Source organism: Acinetobacter legionensis (assembly GCF_048552295.1).
In the GTDB taxonomy this organism is placed as follows: Bacteria; Pseudomonadota; Gammaproteobacteria; order Pseudomonadales; family Moraxellaceae; genus Acinetobacter.
In genome coordinates this window covers 91,585-110,517 of the sequence record NZ_JBIMCW010000002.1, presented here as the reverse complement: position 1 = coordinate 110,517, position 18,933 = coordinate 91,585, and the positions used below count along the sequence as shown (strand labels likewise).

The following is an 18,933-nucleotide window of genomic DNA, read 5'->3' as shown; positions in this document are numbered from 1 at the left end:
AAACGTGACTATATTAAAACAAATATTTCAATCACGCCGTATTATGCGTAAATATTGAATGGATATTAGGAATAGGATTGCCAATTTTGTTATGTCTTTGCAAGTCTTTTTTGCTTTATGTAACAAAAATGTCGATATTGAGAAATTTAAGGAGGTGTAAGTGATTACTGTTTTAATGGTAGATGACCATGAATTAGTAAGAACCGGCATCTGCAGAATGTTAGAAGATCAGACCGATATTCAAGTCATTGGACAAGCAGAATCTGGTGAAGAAGCAATTACGATTGTAAGGCAACACCATCCCAATGTGGTTTTATTGGATGTCAACATGCCTGGAATTGGTGGTGTAGAAACTACCCGTCGTTTGTTACAAACCGCACCTGAGACCAAAGTACTCGCTGTGAGTGGTTTGGCTGAAGAACCCTATCCGTCGCTGTTATTGAAAGCTGGTGCTCGTGGTTATATTACCAAGGGCGCACCAATCACTGAAATGGTTCGTGCAATCAAAAAAGTCATGCAAGGCGGTAAGTATTTTAGTGCAGATATTGCTGAACAACTTGCAAGCTCTTATTTATCCGATACACAAACCTCACCTTTTGACGCACTGTCAGAACGTGAAATGCAAGTTGCCATGATGGTGGTAAATTGCGTAAGCGCACAAGAAATTTCTGACAAACTTTTTGTCAGTGTAAAAACGGTCAATACTTATCGTTATCGTATCTTTGAAAAATTAGGACTTGATAGTGATGTAAAACTCACTCACCTTGCGATACGTTATGGTTTAATTAAGCCATAAATTGATTAAAACAATAATTTATCTTGAGTACGATTATGTCGCCTACGGTAACGGTTCCTATTTATCAAACAATTTACCGTCTAGGCACACTGTATTCAGGTTATAGATTGGTTATTGCTTTTTGCTTAGTCATTATTTTTCTGATTACTCTTGAAAACCAACCCGTACATTACGAATATCCCAGTTTATATTTTTATTCTCTAACCGCGTTTACTGTAATCGCAGCATTACAAATGATGCTGCTCAAATTCTATCCGCATGGTGTGGGGCAGCAATTTATTGGTTTTTTTATTGTTGATATTCCATTTCTAAGTACCTTGGTATTTGCCCTCAATGGGCCAAATTTAGCCATCAGCATTTTGTTTGTCATTGCCGTTTTTACCGCGAATTTTCTGCTTAGTAAAAATAAAGCGCTATTCGTAACACTGGTTTCTGTGATTGCAATTATTTACCAACAGTTTTTAGGCAGCTTCTTCGATTTTTCAAATTTAAATAATATTAGTAACAGTGCCTTATTGGCTTTTTTATTTTTTATGGTTTATGGCATTGGGCAGATTGCAATTAATCGCTTCCAAGTTTTAGAGTCGTTAAATACCTATCAATCTCTTGAATTATTTAAGTTACAGAACATTAACCGCTATATTTTAGAACAGATTGAAGTCGGTTATTTGGTGCTCGATGAAAAGTGCAAAATTATCGTCAGTAACCCTGCAGCCTGTTTACTTTTGGGCATTTCACCACTTTACGCACATGAGCAATATCATTTATCCAGCTTTCAACCGGACTTATATGAAATTTTAAAAGATGCCATGTTACGTGATGGTGAACGCTTTCAATTTGAATCCCATCAATCCTCGTATACAGTCGATATTCGCGTACAAAAATTGATTGTTCCGCATCAAGCACTCACGCTTTTAGTCCTCGAAGATGCACAAAAAATTAATCAAAAGGTACAACAACTCAAACTTGCCGCACTGGGTCAATTATCGGCCAGTATTGCCCATGAAATTCGCAATCCGCTTGCCGCCATTGCCCAGGCCAACGACCTGTTTATCAGCAGTGACCCAGAACAGCAAACCATTTTAAATCAAATGATTACCAAACAGACCATCCGTATCAATAATATTATTAAAGATACCTTAGATATTGCAAAAAATAAAAAGATCCATACCTCAAAAATTAATTTTCAAGAATTTGTTGATGACTTATTACGCCATGATTTAGGGGATGCTCAGGAAAAAATCAAATTAGAAATTCAAGCTGATGTTTGGATCTATTTTGATGATTCTCATCTTCGACAAGTTCTAATCAATTTAGTGCGTAATGCATTACGTCATAATGATCAAAATGCTGAACACATTTTAGTACAAACGTTTAAAAATGAATCACACGTATATATCGATGTGATTGATTATGGGAAAGGCGTCACAAAACAAGATCTTTCGCAATTATTTCAGCCATTTTTTAGTACCGAAATCAATGGAACTGGTTTAGGATTGTACCTATCGCAGACGATATGCGAAGCGAATCAAGCGAAACTAATTTACGTAGAGCAAAAACAACAAGGGGCATGCTTCCGTATCGAATGCCCACTCATGGATTAGATTAGGTTTTTGGGGATATGACTACACGACAACCATTGGTTTTACTTGTAGATGATGAACAAGATTTATGTATGTTAATGCAAATGAGCCTTTCTCGAATGGGCATCAAAACGCATATGGCACACCATTTACAACAAGCCAAATATTTTTTTAGTGAATATAAATATGATGCCTGTATTACCGATTTAAACCTCCCTGATGGCAGTGGTTTAGATTTGGTTAAACATGTATCGCAGCATTATCCTAAAACGCCTATTGCAGTCTTAACTGCATATGGAAATATGGAAATTGCGATTGCCTCTCTCAAAGCAGGTGCTTTTGATTTTGTCAGCAAACCGATTAACCAATTACATCTGCAACAGCTTTTACAAAAAGCTTTGCATGTACCACAGTTAAGAGAAACGATCAGCGATGCGCCGCTTGAGGAATCAATGCTCATCGGCGATTCACAGGTGATACGTAAGTTAAGAGAATCGATTAAAAAAATTTCCCGTTCACAAGCACCTGTGTTTATCACCGGTGAATCTGGAACAGGCAAAGAGGTTGTTGCTAATCTCATCCATCTACTCAGCAACCGCAGTGATAGCCCTTTTGTTGCGATTAATTGTGGTGCAATTTCTGAAGACTTGATGGAGAGTGAGCTGTTTGGGCATAAAAAAGGCTGTTTTTCAGGTGCAACTCAAGACAAACAAGGTCTTATTCAAGCTGCCAATGGTGGTACTCTGTTTTTAGATGAAATTGCAGAACTTTCTTTGGCCATGCAAGCCAAACTGTTACGAGCTTTACAAGAAAAGAAAATTCGTCCTTTAGGCAGTGATACCGAAATCGAAGTTGATTTCCGTATTATCAGTGCTACACATCAAGACATTGAAGCATTCGTTGAACAAGGCAAATTCCGCCATGATCTGTTCTTTAGAATTCATGTGATGGATATTGTCCTGCCACCATTGCGCGAACGTGATTGTGATATTCTGATTTTAGCCAACCATTTTCTTCAGCAAATTTGTACAGAGTGGCGTATTTCAACCAAGTCTTTTACTGAACAAGCCAAAGCTTTTCTTTTACAACAACATTACTCAGGCAATGTTCGTGAATTACGCAATATCATTGAAAAAGCCATTACCATGAGTGATGAAGACTATATTGATATTCAACAGCTACAACCTGCTCCACATCGTGGTATCAACAAAGTCGAATCACGTGATCCTATCCAAAGTCAAGTCTTGCCTATCGTCACCGCGAATAAAGCCCAAAACATTCCAGAAGAAGGGTTGGAGCAATATTTGGAAAAAGTCGAAAAAGAAGTGTTGTTATCTGCATTAAATCAAACCCATTGGAACCGCACTTTAGCTGCTAAGAAATTGGGCATGACATTTCGCTCTTTACGCTATCGTTTGAAAAAGTTTGGTTTAGATACCGATGATGATGAATAGAAGCAACCTATAGCCATCAACATCATAATATCAACCAACTCAAGCGCTTTTGCTTTTTACATGGTTACAGCGTGGCGACATGGATGTCGTCGTTGAGTAGAAGTACTGAATCCAGCGCTTACTCAACATAAGATTTGGTCATGTCCAGTCTGAGCAACAAGCAAGTATTTGATTAGTATACAGTACAAGCTAAAGGATCACCGAAACAACGTGATTTAAATACGTAATGTCAGATGTAGTAGCACAAACTGCTACAGTGTTATGAATTCACTTTTACATTCAACTTTATCTATCACGATGTTTTAATAGTTGATCTGCAACATTATTTAGATAGGTTTCTTCTTTTTGATCTAAAGTCCATGGATATTCCAAATTAGGCCGAATACCCTGCCCATCAATCATATTGCCATTTGGCGTATAATAATGCGAAACCGTCATTTGCAAAGCAGCCCCATTTGGCAATGGAAATAACTTCTGTACAACGCCTTTTCCATAGCTTTTTTCACCTATAACCCAAGCACGTTGATGTTCTTTCATTGCAGCGGTAAAGACTTCAGCTGCAGATGCTGAACGACCATTAATCAAAATACCTAATTTAGTATTGGACGACTCATCACCCGGTAAGGCTTGGAATTGTTGATTGCCTTCTGAACGACTTTTGGTAGAAACAATCGTTCCCTGAGTTAAAAAAAGATCAGCCGTTTCAACAGCGGCTGAGAGTAAACCACCTGGATTATTACGTAGGTCGAATAATACAGCTTTCATTTTTTGGGTACTGTATTCTTCAATTAAACGTTTAATTTCATTGGCTGTATCTTGTTGAAAAACTTTAACTTTAAGCACTAAAACCTGATTATGCAACATAATCGGCTCTATATCAGCCACTTCTAATTTGCGATTTCTAACCACCGTGATTGCTGGGCTTTTTTCATTCAGTTGCAACTGAAAAGTTGAACCAATTGAGCCATGTAATAAATCTTCGACTTGTTGGGCATTTAAATTTTTAAGTTCTTGATTTTCAATTTTAAAAATGGTGAATCCATTTTTTAAACCGAGTTTAAATGAGTCTGAATTATCGCGTAAATTCTTGACTTTCCATTGATGAATATGACTATCAAAAGCCAATTCAAAGTCAGCAGTCGCAAGGTCACTTTCCGTATATTGCATCAACTGTTTATATTCTTCAGGACTTAGATAACGCGAATAGCGATCTAAACCACCCACCAGCCCTTTGATTGCCTGCAAAAACAGAACATCATCAGGTTTTTCCTGAACATAATTGTCTTTGACGATGCCGTAGATTTGTACAAATTGCTCAATCGATTCAATGGGCACTTCAGCAATACTTTCTTCGACATCACCATCAAAATCAAGTGCGGCAGCATTTTCTGCTGCCCGAACGGAATGGCTTCCACAGGCCAACAATCCTGTTAATACAGCAATATATTTCCAAGCTTGAGCCATTCACACACCTAGTTTTTAATAATGATAATTTTATGCTTTCAATGTAATCAGATTACGGCCTTGCATTTCTGTCGGTACAGGGAGATGCATTAAACTTAAAATAGTCGGTGCAACATCTGCTAAAACCCCACCTTCAGCAATCGTGGCTGAGGTTGGTCCAACATAAATGAAAGGTACAAGTTCAGTGGTATGCTGCGTATGTACTTGACCACTTACATAGTCCTGCATTTGCTCTACATTACCATGATCAGCAGTAATCAACATATGACCATGCTTTGCCATCACTGCTTCATATAAACGACCAAGACTGATATCAACAGCTTCAACAGCCTTCACTGCTGCATCAAACACGCCAGTGTGACCTACCATATCGCCATTGGCATAGTTCACCACCAAGAGATCAAACTCACCTGAATTGATTGCATCAACCAACTTGTCGGTGACTTCTGGTGCGCTCATTTCAGGTTGTAGATCATAAGTTGCAACTTTTGGTGATGGGATTAGAATCCGTTTTTCACCTGAATACTCATCTTCACGACCGCCACTAAAGAAGAAGGTCACATGTGCATATTTTTCTGTTTCTGCAATACGTAACTGAGTTTTGCCTAAAGAAGATAAGTATTCGCCAATTGAATTTTTTAAACCTTCTGGCATATATGCCACTGGTGCATCTATCGTCGCTTGATAACGCGTTAACATCACAAATTTAGATAGATGGGGTACAACTTTGCGTTCAAAACCTGCAAAGTCTTTTTCTACAAATGCTTTAGTAATTTCACGTGCCCGATCCGCACGAAAATTCATAAACACCACACTGTCGCCATCTTGGATTTTGGCCATTTCACCAATACGGGTTGCTTTAACAAATTCATCATTTTCATTGGCTGCATAGGCTTGCTCTAAGCCCTCAACGGCTGAATCAACAACACGTAAAGCTTCTCCTTCAGTCATCAGGCGGTAAGCTTGTTCCACACGATCCCAACGATTATCACGATCCATTGCAAAGTAACGTCCAATCATGGTGGCAATACGCCCCTGATTTGGATACTGTGCAAATACCGCATCGAGTTTTTCTAAAGAAGGTTTTGCACTCCGTGGTGGTGTATCACGACCATCTAAGAACGCATGTAAATAGACTTTTGCCCCACGCTTCAAAGCAAGCTCACACATTGCAATAATATGATCTTGGTGAGAATGGACACCGCCCTCTGACAATAATCCCATAATGTGCAATGCACCATTTGCCGATTTGGCTTTTTCTACAGCATCAATCAGAATTTCATGCTCGAAAAAATCGCCGGTCCGAATATCTTTGGTAATACGAGTAAAATCTTGATACAGCACACGACCTGCACCCAAGTTCATATGACCAACTTCAGAATTACCCATTTGTCCATCTGGCAAACCGACATCTTCACCTGAACCAGAAATTAAACTATGCGGATGCTTGTCTTGCATCATGGTTAGATTCGGCGTTTTTGCTGCTAAAAACGCATTATCTTCGACCGCTTCACGATGACCCACACCATCCATAATCACTAGAACGTGAGGGATTTTGCCAGCAGTTGCATCCGTCATGATTTACACTCTTTACTGTTTACAAATTAATCGTTACATCTTACCGTTTTTTTACGGCAGACTCTATCCTCAGATTATGGCAAAAACAAGTTGCCATGATCTAAACTTCTTATCTATCTGAAAGATCATTGTTCAAAAAAACAGATCCATTAAGTTATCTTGCTCTATACAACAAATAACTTCCGATGCCAAACATCAATATAATTGGTAAGAATACAAACCAAGCAGGAGAAGGTGCATAGACCAAACTTGCATAACCCAAGAAGTCTTGTATGTAATAAAAACCTAGACCAACAAATAATGCGATCACTAAGCGAAAGCCCATCGATTGTTGACGTAATGGCCCAAAAATAAATGAACATGCAATCAAAACCAATGCAAGCAAAGCAAATGGTGAACCGACATTTTTCCAAAAAGCCAAAAGATAAGTCTTTGGTACTTGACTGTATTCATGCATATATTGCATAAAACTCAATAACTGAGTGGGTGCTAAGTCTTCTGGATTAATGGTCACCATATGCACATATTTAGGTTGCAATGCGAGCGCTAAATCCTCTTGATTTTTATTTACAACTTGAGCTTGACCATTGGCCAATAAATTGACTTGAGCACTTTGTTTTAAATTCCATTGTCCTTCTTTTAAGAACTGCCCTTCTTCTGAATTTAACAAAGATTTCATTCGATAATTATCGTCAAAATCGACAACTTGAACTTGTTTTAATGTCCCTTTTGAATTGGCATAATCAATATAAATAAAGCGTTGTCCTTCGCGTGTCCAATAGCCTTTCACCTCTCCTAGCGCTGCTACACTACGATGGCTTTTAATACTTTTCGCCTGTTCATTGGTATAGGGAATAACGAATTGAGTTAATAAAAACGAAAGGATCACCAAAAGCATAGCAGAACGCATGACCCAACCGACAATACGCCATAAGCTAATGCCTGCTGCTCGCATCACAATTAATTCACTGTTCGAAGCCATTGAACCTAAACCCAGTACAGCACCGATCAATGCTGCAATAGGAAGAATCTCATACAAATAACGAGGTGCACCCCATAAAACATATTGCAATGCATTCCAAGCCGTATAGCCTTGTTTTAGATCACCTAACTCACCCAAATAGGTGAATAAAATCTGTAAGCTAGCCAGTACTGCCGTAGCACCCAACATGGCAAGCAATGTGGTTTTAGTCACATGTTTTGCGACAATTCTACGTGCTAACATTATGATTTTACTCGCTGTATTTGCTTTTTAATTTTAGGTGCTAATTTCTGCTTTCTTGAAAATAGAGCGGCAGCGGCAGCATAGAATAATAACACTGCAGGATATGCCCAAACACCCACCTCATCTTTACTAATACGGGTTCGTATTGCCATGAGCGCCACAATTAAACTGGCAAAAATTAATAATGCTGGGAAAAGTTTGAGATAACGACCTTGTCTTGGGCTTACTTCACATAGTGCTGTTGCTAACATTAAGGCGACAATGATAGAAAACGGAACAAATAAGCGCCATCCCAATTCACTTGCCACAACAGGGTCATTTTTATTTTCAAGCAATTTACCAAAAGTTAGCCCTTCTACTTCATCACTTTCAAACTTAGCTTCTTTATTATTTTCTAAACGCAAACGATAAGTTTGGAATTCAGTTTGACTGTATTTTGGTGTTCCAGGGTAAATTTCATAACGGCGGCCTTGAACTAAATCGACAACACTTGCTGTTTCATTGGCAATTTCAATTCGTGTTGCTTCCTTCGCCAAAATCATAACATCAGGTTTACCTTCTTTTTCAGCACGTTGATAAAAGAAAATATCTTTAAGATTTTTGCGATCTTCGGATAAAGAGCCGGCATAAATTGTATAAGCCCCTGAGGAAATAAACTCACGTGGCCGAACCAAATCAAAGCCCGTTCGGACTGCTTGGGTAGAAATCAGTTGCTCATATTGACGGATTCCCCACGGAGACATCCAGATCATTAAAACAGTTTGTACACACAAATAAATAACAGTCAGTGGAATCAATAATCGAGCGACTTGAATACGGCTAATACCACTACCGTTCAGTACAGCCATTTCATGATCGACATATAATCGGCCAAAAACCAGCATCAATCCAATAAAGAAACCCAAAGGAAGAATTAAAGTCAAAAACTCAGGTAAACGAAAACCGATAATACTCAACAGAATACTCGGATCTACACGCCCCATAGCAGCTTGACCAAATCGTTTAATCAATTGCCCACCCATCATAATGACTGTCAATAATGTGACAACCACAAGAGAGGTCGAAACGACTTGTTTGACAAGGTAACGTCGAATAATCAAATTAATCTTCCAAATAAGGGTAATATCGTGATGTAGCGCTAGTTTACCCGAAGTTAAAATTATAAAACTAGATTGAAATTCTACCATTTGAAGTGGTTCAATGGTTTAATGATTTGAAATGTACAAAAGGCACAAAGACAACACATGAAACTTACGATCAATACGTCATTTTCAGCGTCTACATCTAGCCAGTCGTTATTTATTCTGGTGGATTCTGAAAACGCTAAACAAGCTCAAGAAATATATAAAATCAATGACTTGAGCAACATAATTGAAAACACTCAATTCAAAGCAAGTTTAAACGAAACTCTACCACTTATCGGAAAGCTAACTCAAGTTACGCAATGTACTTTAGTCGGCATAGATAAAGCCTCCGAAATTAAAGCCGCGAAATTAGCAAAAATCGCACAAACCATTATCAAAGCTTCACAAAAAAAATTCCAAAAAATCAGCATTGATATTTCGGCTTTGCCGTCTGAGTTACATTATCTATTTGCATTAAATTTGACGCAAGCTGCGTATGCTTATGATGAATTCAAATCGAAGAAGAATGAATTTACTTTAGAAAATATTGAATTTATTGCAACGCAATCGAGTCTGAGTGCAGAGCAGATCACGCTTATTCAAGCTGTTCAAAAAGGACAAAACTTTGCTCGTGACTTAGGCAACTGCCCTCCTAATATTTGCTTCCCTGAATATTTAGCAGAACAAGCACATGCTTTAGCAGCTGAATTCCCTGAGCTTTTACAAGTGACTGTACTTGAAGAACAACAACTTGCTGATCTAGGCATGCATGCTTTTCTTGCGGTAAGCAAAGGTTCTGATCGTCCAGGACGTGTGATTACGCTTGAATATAAAGCCAATCCTGATCAAGCACCGATCGTGCTCGTGGGTAAAGGTGTGACTTTTGATACAGGTGGTATTTCATTAAAACCAGGCTTAGGCATGGATGAAATGAAATTTGATATGTGTGGTTCAGCATCTGTACTGGGTACGATTCGTGCACTTTGTGAAGCGAAACTCCCAATTCATGTTGTCGGTGCAATTGCCGCTGCTGAAAACATGCCTTCTGGTCATGCAACTCGCCCTGGTGATATTGTAACCACCATGAGTGGGCAAACGGTTGAAATCCTGAATACTGATGCCGAAGGGCGTTTAGTCCTTTGTGATACCTTAACCTATATTAAGCGCTTTAACCCTGCATTAGTGATTGATATTGCAACACTGACTGGTGCTTGTGTGGTGGCTTTAGGTTCAGTCGTTTCTGGTTTATTTACACCAGATGATGAACTTGCAGAAGAAATTACAGCAGCAGGACACACTGCATTTGACCGTGTATGGCGTATGCCCGTATATGACGATTATCAAGAACAACTTGATTCGCCATTTGCCGATATTGCCAATATTGGTGGTCCAAAAGCTGGCGCAGTTACAGCAGCCTGTTTCTTACAACGCTTTACCCGTGACTATCGTTGGGCGCACTTAGACATCGCTGGTACAGCATGGAATTCTGGTGCAAATAAAGGTGCAACCGGCCGTCCAGTACCATTGTTGATGCAGTTAATAGCCAACCGTGTACAAAAGAATGGCTAAAATTAGCTTTTATTTATTTGAAAAAAGCCCTGAGCGACAGGTAGAAAGTGCCTGTCGTTTATGTCGTAAAATTTTACGAAATGCAGCCAAAGTTTGGTTGCATTGCCCTGATGTAGAAATGCAGCAACAACTGGATGAACGTTTATGGAGTTTTGATCCGACCAGTTTTATTGCGCATGGAATTGATCAAATTGATGCACCGATCTGTATTTCTTCAAGATTACCTGAGTCTTTAGACTGGATTGTGTTTAATTTTAACAATCAAGCACTTGAACAAGTGACACAATTTAGTCACATTATAGAAATTATTGAAAATGCTGAATCAGCAAAACAAATTGGTCGAGAGAAATATAAAGCCTATCGACGAATGGGTGTTTCGCCTCAAACATTTAAACTTTAATTCTTCATTCTCATTTTATATCAAGGAGATGCGTGGTGACATTAAATGTCGGTCAAGATTTTAAAAAGCGCTGGTTAGATACGCCTGAAGCCGTACGCCAAACTTTTGTAGATGACCTTAACCGCATCTGTGACCTTCTCAGCCCTACAACAAATGTACAGGACTGGCTAAGTAATGACCAACGCCAAATGCAAGTGGCGCAACTCCAAGTTGAACAAGCCTATGCTGAGCTAAAAGCCCAGCTGATTGAAGAAGCACGTATCCGTAGACAATTGGCACTTGAAAAATCTTTAGCTGAAAAAAGAGCATTACAGCACGCATATAATTTAGAACTACAACAAGATGAAATTCAGCAGTTTGAACATCAAAAATTGACCTTACAAAATTTACGTCAACAAATTGATATTGAAATTTCAGAATATAGTGAAAAATACACTAAAAATCCTGATTATCCAGCAATAGATTATGCCAATGGGCAATTCCGCATCACAGATGCACAAATGACTTCAGAGTTGGAAAGTGTTCGTCTACGTCTTGAGTTAGAAGCAGAAACGCTAATCGAAGAGAGCTTAAATGCTTTACGTAGCAAACTGCAAACTGCGGCAAAAGAAGAGATTGAATATATTTTGGCAAATTCGAATTTCTCGGCAGACAAAAAATAATAAAGTTTATTTATTTTAATCGGATATCCAAGTTTACTTGTCACGAAAATGCAATATTAATGTCACATGATAGTCATCTCGGATGGCTTTAATGCTTATGTGTACAGGTTAAAAATATTTTAAGTGATCAATTCAGTGAATTTTTATTTTCAAGATAAAAATTTCCAATCACTTGAATCAGGATGAATAAAATGGATCTGCTTAACCATATTTCGAACCAAATTGCGCGACTACATTCAGGTGAAAAATGGACTGTTTCTATACAAGACTTACTGATTAGCCGTGTAGATTTTCAATCACTTTCAGTATTTCTTTCTCGGGAGTCTGAAAAAGGGATGTTCTCACTGACAGATACACACAAACTAAAATCACGCTTTGAACATACCTCTTTGACCATTATCAAAAACTAATTAAGCCTGATACTTTGTCTCTTTCTCAAAGCAAATTCTAAGATAAACCAAAGTCTCATTTCGGCTTTGATTTATCTAAATGTAGTGTGGAAAAACAAGACCTCAACAGATAATTTTTGAAATTAGCTTTGCTTCAACCCTCAAGGTCTCATTGTTGTTTTGATCAATTTCAACCAAATATTTTCCATTGGAATAAAAAATAGAATTGTCTTTTAAAGCAAAACTCATCACACCTTTTTTTAATACAATCATTTCACCAGAAGCTGTCATTTTGATCAACTCCCACGAATTTGGAATCATCCCAGGATATTTTTCGCCCGCCTTCTGATTACGTTCTAAATTTTGCTGAGCCTTAATCAAATTACCTTCAACAAATAGTTCTTCTTCTGACTTTTGCTGCGATTTGGCTGGATTATTTCCAGACGTTGTTTTTAATGATTCACCTGTATAGCGTTGAGTAAAGAAATCTAACCACCCTACAATCGCACGAATAATTTTAAAAGGAGCAACAATAATATCTTTAAATGTCGTTAAGGGAGATTGAGGAGAACCATCACGGGAATAGGGGCGTTTAATAAAATACAAATTACCCAGCCCATCCATTTTTGGTTTAAAGAAATCAAACTTTGGATCTGAAGCGATTGTTTGCAACGCGCCTGTTGCCATATCCAAATGAAAAATTTCTTTGGGACTATAGGCAATACGGTATTCACCATAGGCTAAACCACACGAATCATAATATAACTGCATGGTATCTCGTGGATCAAAACATGGATTTGAATCCTGACAATCTCCTTCGGTCAAATACTGTGTTCGATTGGCGTCTAAAGGTAGAATACAAATATGTCGTTCATAGCCCTGTGTGTTAACAGATAGTGCTAAACGCTTTTTGGACTCATCATAAGCCATGTCCTGCACCACAAAATCATTCTTTCTTAACACTAAGCCTTCGGTTTCTTGTAAATCTGTCAATGATTTGATGTTGATCGAAGTGCCTTCTTGCAAACAAGCAGTATAAATCATTTTATGATCAGCGGTCAGAGCTACATCTGTTGGGAAAATATGGGTTAAATCCACCTCATCATCTTGTGAAGATGTTCGCATGAACTGTGCACCCGTACCTTTGGTTTTCCAATCTTTACGTTGTTGAATCTCAACTAAATTCTTTTTATATAAGTCAATGGATTGGCATTGAACCGTAATACTTTTATTTCCATCCAATAAATACAAATTTTGATTCGATAAATAAAGCAATGCTGCCATGTATATTCCTTAATTTTACCTGCACCTGCAATGACGTGTTTCTCAATATTCCAGTTACAGTGTTTCTTGTAATTTGATTAATTTTCAATATAGCACAAGGTGATGTTTAGCGATTTGTATTGGTTTTCATCAATCTTTCTATTGTACTAACTTTCAAGCGCAAAAAAAGCCTTTCACGAGAGAAAGGCTTTGATCTATATACTGCATTATATTGCGCAGATTAAGGCTGTTTTAAATATGGCCACGCTGCTTTTAAATAAATAAACATCGACCAGAGTGTCAAAATGACAGCGGTATATAACAAAGCATAAGCCAATATTTCAAGCGGTTGCCAATTTAATAAAAACACCGTGATCGCAATCATCTGAAAGGCTGTTTTATATTTACCTACCGTGGAGACTGCTACATTGGTACGCGCACCTAATTCAGCCATCCATTCACGTAGTGCTGAAACTGTAATTTCACGTGAAATAATCACAATTGCAGCAAATGCCATAGTGATTGATGGTTGCCACTGCACTAACACAATCAGTGCTGCTGCCACCATTAATTTATCTGCAACTGGATCTAAAAACCGCCCAAAAGCTGAGGTCTGATTTAAAGTTCTTGCTAGATAACCATCAAACCAATCTGTGACTGCAGCAACAACAAAAATTGCAGTCAAGATAATATGACGCGTCATACCACCTGTATGTCCAGCCACTCCAATTGCAGGTGGCCAATAGGCAATAATTAAAAAAACAGGAATTAACGCGATTCGAGCAAGCGTCAAGATATTTGGAATATTCAGGATACGACCTGTAGTCATAGACACCGCCAGTGAGTCCCCTACTTACCCGAATGAAGGTAAATAATAATTTAGAGTAAAGCTCTATTTCCTTAGTACTTTAAACGATTCACATTAAACTGTCGACTAGGTAAATACCGTAACCGTCTGTCTTGCAATCGCAATGAGTCGATTTTGTTCATCCCAAAGATAGGCATGTTCAGTTGCATATCCATGCTCAGCAAAGTCTGTAAACACTTTATACTTAAACCAATCATTCAACTGATTTTGTAAAGGATGGATAAACGTCACATGCCAAGTTAGTGTACTTGCAGGTGCTGGCAATTTAAACATCGGCAATACACCAGGTGGCCAAACATCCATTAAGGTCATGATATCTGAAACATTCATTGCTCGATTGGCATGTAGCTCAGGGTCAAAACGACACCAACCTGAAAAATCAGGCTGCTTACTGCCTGACATTGGATAATTCCCTTCAGTCCATGCCAGCTGGAAGTTCTTTACACACTCAGGAAAGGGTAAATATTTAGGGACAATATTAATCTGGTCAAGTGGCGGAAAATCAGGGGCTTGAGGCTCTAAAGATACTTGAATTTTAGAATCGCGTTGGCTACCAAAACTTGCAATTAAAATACTTTGCACAGCCTCATTCTGCCACAGTCTGACTTCAATTGTAGTGACTGATTTACCCTGTCTCAAGATTTCAGCAGTTAATTTCACTGGTGTTTCTTCAACAGGCCCAGCAAAAGTGACACTACAACTCAACAACTTTTTAACTGGATCGTGAATGGTTGCAATTGCTTTATAAACCAACATACCCGCTACAAGACCGCCAAAGATCGTGCGCCCCTGCAACCACCCTTGAGGAATATCAATCCACTCTTCTTGTTCAATCTGCTGAAATAGTGATTCTAATGACATGATCCGTCCAATTTTTCGATCTTTGCTGTACTGTTTCATATTTGACGCGAGATGAAAATGATCAGTGACTCATGCGTCAATGGTTGTTTTGGCAAATGCTACTCATCATCGAGAACAATAACGACGTTATTCATGCAACACTTTATAAATCATTCGTGCCATAACATCACCCAAACCTGGAACATTTTTTAAATCATGTTCAGAAGCTTTAAGTACCCCCTGAATCCCACCAAAATGAGTCAGTAAATCACGACGACGTTTTGGACCTAAGCCCGGAATAGCCTCAAGTACCGATCCTCCACGACGTTTATCTCGCTTAGCACGATGCTTGGTGATTGCAAAACGATGCGCTTCATCACGGACTTGCTGAATCAAATGCAGTGCTTTATGGTCTTCGGGAAGCTGAATCTTAGTGCCGTCGGTAAAATGTAGTGTTTCTAAACCGGGTTTACGTCCTTCACCTTTGGATACACCCACCATAAATGCATCTAAGCCAAGCTCTTGCATAACATCCATCGCCATATGAAGTTGCCCTTTGCCCCCGTCAATCAGTAACAAATCGGGTAACATGGCTTTTTTATAACGGCGTGTTAACGCTTGCCGCATCGCGGCATAATCATCACCACCTGTAATATCTTCAATTGCAAATTGACGATAATCTCGCTTACGTGCTCCGCCTGCATCAAAAACTACACATGATGCAATGGTCGCTTCGCCCATCGTATGAGAAATATCAAAGCATTCAATACGATCTATAGGACGACCACAGACTTGTTCTAGTTGATGAAAGCGTTCATTTAATTCTAAATGATTGGCTAGTTTTCCTTTAATCGCATGCTGAACATTCATCTCAGCCAATTCCAGCCATTCAGCACGAGTTTCTCGAACATTATGTTTAATCTGAATTTTCTTTTCAAATTGCTGATGTAAAGCTTCTTCCAATTCTTTTCGATCTGTAACATTTACATTAACAATGAGTTCGGCTGGAACCTCGTCTGCAACTTGGAAATAGAAATTGGCGATAAAATCAGACAGCATTTGACTCAAATCATCATCCAACATATCTGGAAAATAACTTTTCCCGCCCAGCATTTTCCCATTACGTACATGCATAATCTGTACACATGTCACACCCGCTTGATAGGCAATCGCAAGAATATCAGCTTCACCTTTGACTTTATAAATGGCTTGTTGTGCTTGTACATCACGGAGTAAGGCCATACGATCCCGAAAAAAAACTGCTTTTTCAAATTCTAGATTTTCTGCTGCCTGTTCCATTTTTTGGATCAATTCTTGGTTCAGCTCTTTGGTATCACCATTTAAAAAACGAATCGAATTTTGTACATCTTCATTATAGGCTTCAGGTGAAATCAAACCCACACAAGGCGCAGTACAACGTTTAATCTGATATTGTAAACATGGACGTTTGCGTTGTGAAAAATAGCTATTTTCACATTGCCGGACATTAAATAGTTTTTGTAGTACTAAAAGTGTGTCTCTTGCATTATAAGCACTTGGATAGGGTCCAAAAAACTTACCTACTTGATGTTTGCCTTTGCCTCGTCCTGAAGCAATCCGTGGATAAGGTTTATCTGCGGAGACAAAAATATAGACATAAGATTTATCATCGCGCAACATAATGTTATACGGTGGGCGATGCAGTTTTATCAGATTCTGTTCGAGTAATAAGGCTTCAGTTTCAGAACGGACTACGAGAGTTTCAATATTATAAATACGTGCAACCAAAGCCTGTGTTTTCGGGTGTTCAATGGTTTTTACAAAATAACTCAGTACGCGATTTTTTAGATTTTTGGCTTTTCCGACATATAATAATTCACCATCTTTTCCCAGCATTTTATACACACCAGGTAGCGTCGTCATATTGGCTAGAATCTTTTCGATATTTTCACGTGCGTTTTCGTTCACAGTAGGCTTTTAAATTTGGACTATAAATGGATGATGTAGTTAGATCATGCATTTTTCAAGTCTACTTGAGTGAATTACTTTTTCTTTCTATTGAATAAGATCTTGATTTTTATTTTTCAAATGACTGATAGATAAGCAACTTATCCTTAATATTGCAACTAAAATCTAAACAATCGTATTACTGTTGATCTGACAGATTAGATTATGAATATCTTTTGTGATCGATTCACATAAAACATCAACTTTCTTATAGAAATGAAATAAAACCAAAATTTCGAGAAATATAACCACTCTATAAATATTTGAGTTCTTCAGTATCAAATGTTACTCATCCACTAAAAAATATTTCATCCAATGACCAAGGAGCATAAATATAAGAACTCCCTCTCTAGTCAGATAATATTATGCAGCTCCTTCTGTAGAAGTACTATTAACCAAAAGCTTTCTGCCATTCATATTGTATTTTTCCGCTATTAAACCTTCATATCGGAAATGTTTTGTTTGGTATATTTATGTGCAAGATTCAAAAAAAGGATTATTTACAACCTTACTGAAAGCCTGCTGATCTCTTGGAGAAACAAGGACCTGTTTAATTTTCCCATCCTTGATATATTCAATTTTCAAACGATCTAAAGATAATGCAGGTGATGAAATCGAATTATTAGTTTTACTTATTTTCTGAATATTTGCCAATGGAATACGCCATTTTAAGAATAGACTATGAATCGTCAGTATTTCATCTTGAATGATATAACGTGTATTTAAAACTGGCCACCAAATCACCGCAATGGTTAAAATATAAACGACCGAATGCTCAGGATATTCAACCATTGTGCCCTTAGCATACATGGTAAAGAGTAACTGAATGAGTAGGCCTGTCATCGCGATTATAAAGCCTAAAATCCACCAATCAATTTTAGTATGAAATTTTTGCATAATGTGCTTCAAAGTTCCCCCATACAAAATACTATTTTACCTGAATTCTGACTAAAACATGACTATAAAATCATTGATTTACATAATAGAAAACGCCCTTACGAGCGTTTTAATTCTTGACTAAATTTATAAAAAATCAATTTTTCAAATAACGATCAAAAATTTCAGAAAAATCATAATTTTCGATTTGTCGAATACGCTGATTCGCATAGTCTTCAACTTGTTGTGCAGTCTGGTTAATGATTTCAGGTAAATTTAAAATTGCCTGCTCACTGAGCTCTCGCAAGTTAAACATTTTCTGAACATTGTCAGTACTTTGTAATAGTACATTACGTTTACGATTGATTTCTTTGCAGGTCTCACCAATGGTGAATAATGCTTTATATAGATCACGAATTTTCTCTATTTGCTTTTTATCAATATCAATAGAGAAGTGCTGATCACCTAACTGGAACTTAATTTCAGCATCTAAATCCACGGTACCTGCTGTTTCTAAAAGAACATTTTTCACAGGATTATGTTTGTACAAATAGCGGTACAACATGCGCTTTTTACTGATTGCACTTTTACCATCGAGATGCATAAAGGCGACATTAGTAAAGCAATATTCATCTGTTTTACTTTTGATTACAAAGAAAATTTTCTCGTTATCTTCATGAAAAATATAATCATCAATATCTGTTTTATTGAAATCATGCGGTTCAATAATTGTTCCAATATCACTCATACCCATCATTTCTGAGGCTAAATTTTTAAACATTTTGTGTTTTCCAGCACTTTTATAAATTATGAAAGTAAATTAAAAAAATCGAGCGTTAAACTCAAGTCAAAATTT

At 37.8% G+C, this 18,933-nt stretch carries 17 protein-coding genes; 7 read left to right on the top strand and 10 right to left on the bottom strand.

From position 1 onward, the window contains the following. Window positions 1-160 precede the first annotated feature (160 nt). From gacA to ACG916_RS02015, 3 genes are read left to right on the top strand one after another with little or no spacing between them, the layout of a single operon-like run. On the top strand, window positions 161-796 hold the full coding sequence (gacA, locus tag ACG916_RS02025) for a response regulator transcription factor GacA (RefSeq protein WP_419330192.1): 636 nt from the start codon (window positions 161-163) through the stop codon (window positions 794-796). A 35-nt stretch (window positions 797-831) separates the two neighbouring features. Further along, window positions 832-2,400, top strand: a complete 1,569-nt coding sequence (locus ACG916_RS02020) for a sensor histidine kinase (RefSeq protein ID WP_419326999.1) — start codon at window positions 832-834, stop codon at window positions 2,398-2,400. A 17-nt stretch (window positions 2,401-2,417) separates the two neighbouring features. After that, window positions 2,418-3,833, top strand: a complete 1,416-nt coding sequence (locus ACG916_RS02015; protein ID WP_336952336.1) for a sigma-54-dependent transcriptional regulator — start codon at window positions 2,418-2,420, stop codon at window positions 3,831-3,833. Between the two features lie 285 nt (window positions 3,834-4,118). Here the strand turns inward: ACG916_RS02015 and ACG916_RS02010 are convergent, their stop codons facing one another. From ACG916_RS02010 to lptF, 4 genes are all read right to left on the bottom strand, one after another. Further along, window positions 4,119-5,297 (bottom strand): S41 family peptidase, encoded by a 1,179-nt coding sequence (locus ACG916_RS02010; RefSeq protein ID WP_336952337.1) that lies wholly within the window; start codon window positions 5,295-5,297, stop codon window positions 4,119-4,121. Between the two features lie 30 nt (window positions 5,298-5,327). Further along, complete coding sequence (gpmI, locus tag ACG916_RS02005) at window positions 5,328-6,875, bottom strand: 2,3-bisphosphoglycerate-independent phosphoglycerate mutase (protein WP_419326998.1); 1,548 nt, start codon at window positions 6,873-6,875, stop codon at window positions 5,328-5,330. A 154-nt stretch (window positions 6,876-7,029) separates the two neighbouring features. Beyond that, window positions 7,030-8,100 carry an LPS export ABC transporter permease LptG gene (gene lptG, locus ACG916_RS02000; RefSeq protein WP_419326997.1) on the bottom strand — a complete coding sequence of 357 codons (1,071 nt, stop codon included), beginning with the start codon at window positions 8,098-8,100 and terminating at the stop codon, window positions 7,030-7,032. Further along, on the bottom strand, window positions 8,100-9,200 hold the full coding sequence (gene lptF, locus ACG916_RS01995) for an LPS export ABC transporter permease LptF (protein WP_336952342.1): 1,101 nt from the start codon (window positions 9,198-9,200) through the stop codon (window positions 8,100-8,102). Before lptF ends, lptG begins: the two co-directional genes overlap by 1 nt. Before the next feature lie 144 nt (window positions 9,201-9,344). On the opposite strand from lptF, the gene ACG916_RS01990 reads away from it, so the two are divergent. The 4 genes from ACG916_RS01990 to ACG916_RS01975 all read left to right on the top strand — a co-directional run bounded on the left by ACG916_RS01990 (window position 9,345) and on the right by ACG916_RS01975 (window position 12,265). Next, window positions 9,345-10,793: a leucyl aminopeptidase gene (locus tag ACG916_RS01990; RefSeq protein ID WP_419326996.1), complete on the top strand. Its 1,449-nt coding sequence runs from the start codon at window positions 9,345-9,347 to the stop codon at window positions 10,791-10,793. Continuing rightward, on the top strand, window positions 10,786-11,193 hold the full coding sequence (locus ACG916_RS01985; protein ID WP_004718406.1) for a DNA polymerase III subunit chi: 408 nt from the start codon (window positions 10,786-10,788) through the stop codon (window positions 11,191-11,193). The genes ACG916_RS01990 and ACG916_RS01985 overlap by 8 nt, the downstream gene beginning before the upstream one ends. Before the next feature lie 32 nt (window positions 11,194-11,225). Next, complete coding sequence (blhA, locus tag ACG916_RS01980) at window positions 11,226-11,855, top strand: cell division protein BlhA (RefSeq protein ID WP_419326995.1); 630 nt, start codon at window positions 11,226-11,228, stop codon at window positions 11,853-11,855. Between the two features lie 191 nt (window positions 11,856-12,046). After that, a complete protein-coding gene (locus ACG916_RS01975) occupies window positions 12,047-12,265 on the top strand; it encodes a hypothetical protein (protein ID WP_336952344.1) in 219 nt (72 codons plus the stop codon). Between the two features lie 102 nt (window positions 12,266-12,367). Here the strand turns inward: ACG916_RS01975 and ACG916_RS01970 are convergent, their stop codons facing one another. From ACG916_RS01970 to ACG916_RS01945, 6 genes are all read right to left on the bottom strand, one after another. Then, a complete protein-coding gene (locus tag ACG916_RS01970; RefSeq protein WP_419326994.1) occupies window positions 12,368-13,528 on the bottom strand; it encodes a hypothetical protein in 1,161 nt (386 codons plus the stop codon). 220 nt (window positions 13,529-13,748) lie between these two features. After that, complete coding sequence (gene pgsA / locus ACG916_RS01965) at window positions 13,749-14,336, bottom strand: CDP-diacylglycerol--glycerol-3-phosphate 3-phosphatidyltransferase (RefSeq protein WP_004718416.1); 588 nt, start codon at window positions 14,334-14,336, stop codon at window positions 13,749-13,751. Window positions 14,337-14,441: 105 nt separating this feature from the next. Further along, a complete protein-coding gene (locus tag ACG916_RS01960; RefSeq protein ID WP_336952346.1) occupies window positions 14,442-15,236 on the bottom strand; it encodes a thioesterase family protein in 795 nt (264 codons plus the stop codon). Between the two features lie 126 nt (window positions 15,237-15,362). Continuing rightward, a complete protein-coding gene (gene uvrC, locus ACG916_RS01955; RefSeq protein ID WP_336952347.1) occupies window positions 15,363-17,162 on the bottom strand; it encodes an excinuclease ABC subunit UvrC in 1,800 nt (599 codons plus the stop codon). Window positions 17,163-17,672: 510 nt separating this feature from the next. Next, window positions 17,673-18,098, bottom strand: a complete 426-nt coding sequence (locus tag ACG916_RS01950; RefSeq protein WP_419326993.1) for a PH domain-containing protein — start codon at window positions 18,096-18,098, stop codon at window positions 17,673-17,675. 136 nt (window positions 18,099-18,234) lie between these two features. Beyond that, a complete protein-coding gene (locus ACG916_RS01945) occupies window positions 18,235-18,858 on the bottom strand; it encodes a PH domain-containing protein (protein ID WP_336952349.1) in 624 nt (207 codons plus the stop codon). Window positions 18,859-18,933 lie beyond the last annotated feature (75 nt).

Coding starts and splice junctions, on each gene's coding strand:
- ACG916_RS02010 (WP_336952337.1), bottom strand. CDS start 5,297: ATGGCTCAAGCTTGGAAATATATTGCTGTATTAACAGGATTGTTGGCC.
- ACG916_RS01975 (WP_336952344.1), top strand. CDS start 12,047: ATGGATCTGCTTAACCATATTTCGAACCAAATTGCGCGACTACATTCA.
- pgsA (WP_004718416.1), bottom strand. CDS start 14,336: ATGACTACAGGTCGTATCCTGAATATTCCAAATATCTTGACGCTTGCT.
- ACG916_RS02015 (WP_336952336.1), top strand. CDS start 2,418: ATGACTACACGACAACCATTGGTTTTACTTGTAGATGATGAACAAGAT.
- ACG916_RS01990 (WP_419326996.1), top strand. CDS start 9,345: ATGAAACTTACGATCAATACGTCATTTTCAGCGTCTACATCTAGCCAG.
- ACG916_RS02020 (WP_419326999.1), top strand. CDS start 832: ATGTCGCCTACGGTAACGGTTCCTATTTATCAAACAATTTACCGTCTA.
- ACG916_RS01985 (WP_004718406.1), top strand. CDS start 10,786: ATGGCTAAAATTAGCTTTTATTTATTTGAAAAAAGCCCTGAGCGACAG.
- ACG916_RS01945 (WP_336952349.1), bottom strand. CDS start 18,858: ATGTTTAAAAATTTAGCCTCAGAAATGATGGGTATGAGTGATATTGGA.
- gpmI (WP_419326998.1), bottom strand. CDS start 6,875: ATGACGGATGCAACTGCTGGCAAAATCCCTCACGTTCTAGTGATTATG.
- lptG (WP_419326997.1), bottom strand. CDS start 8,100: ATGTTAGCACGTAGAATTGTCGCAAAACATGTGACTAAAACCACATTG.
- ACG916_RS01960 (WP_336952346.1), bottom strand. CDS start 15,236: ATGTCATTAGAATCACTATTTCAGCAGATTGAACAAGAAGAGTGGATT.
- ACG916_RS01970 (WP_419326994.1), bottom strand. CDS start 13,528: ATGGCAGCATTGCTTTATTTATCGAATCAAAATTTGTATTTATTGGAT.
- ACG916_RS01950 (WP_419326993.1), bottom strand. CDS start 18,098: ATGCAAAAATTTCATACTAAAATTGATTGGTGGATTTTAGGCTTTATA.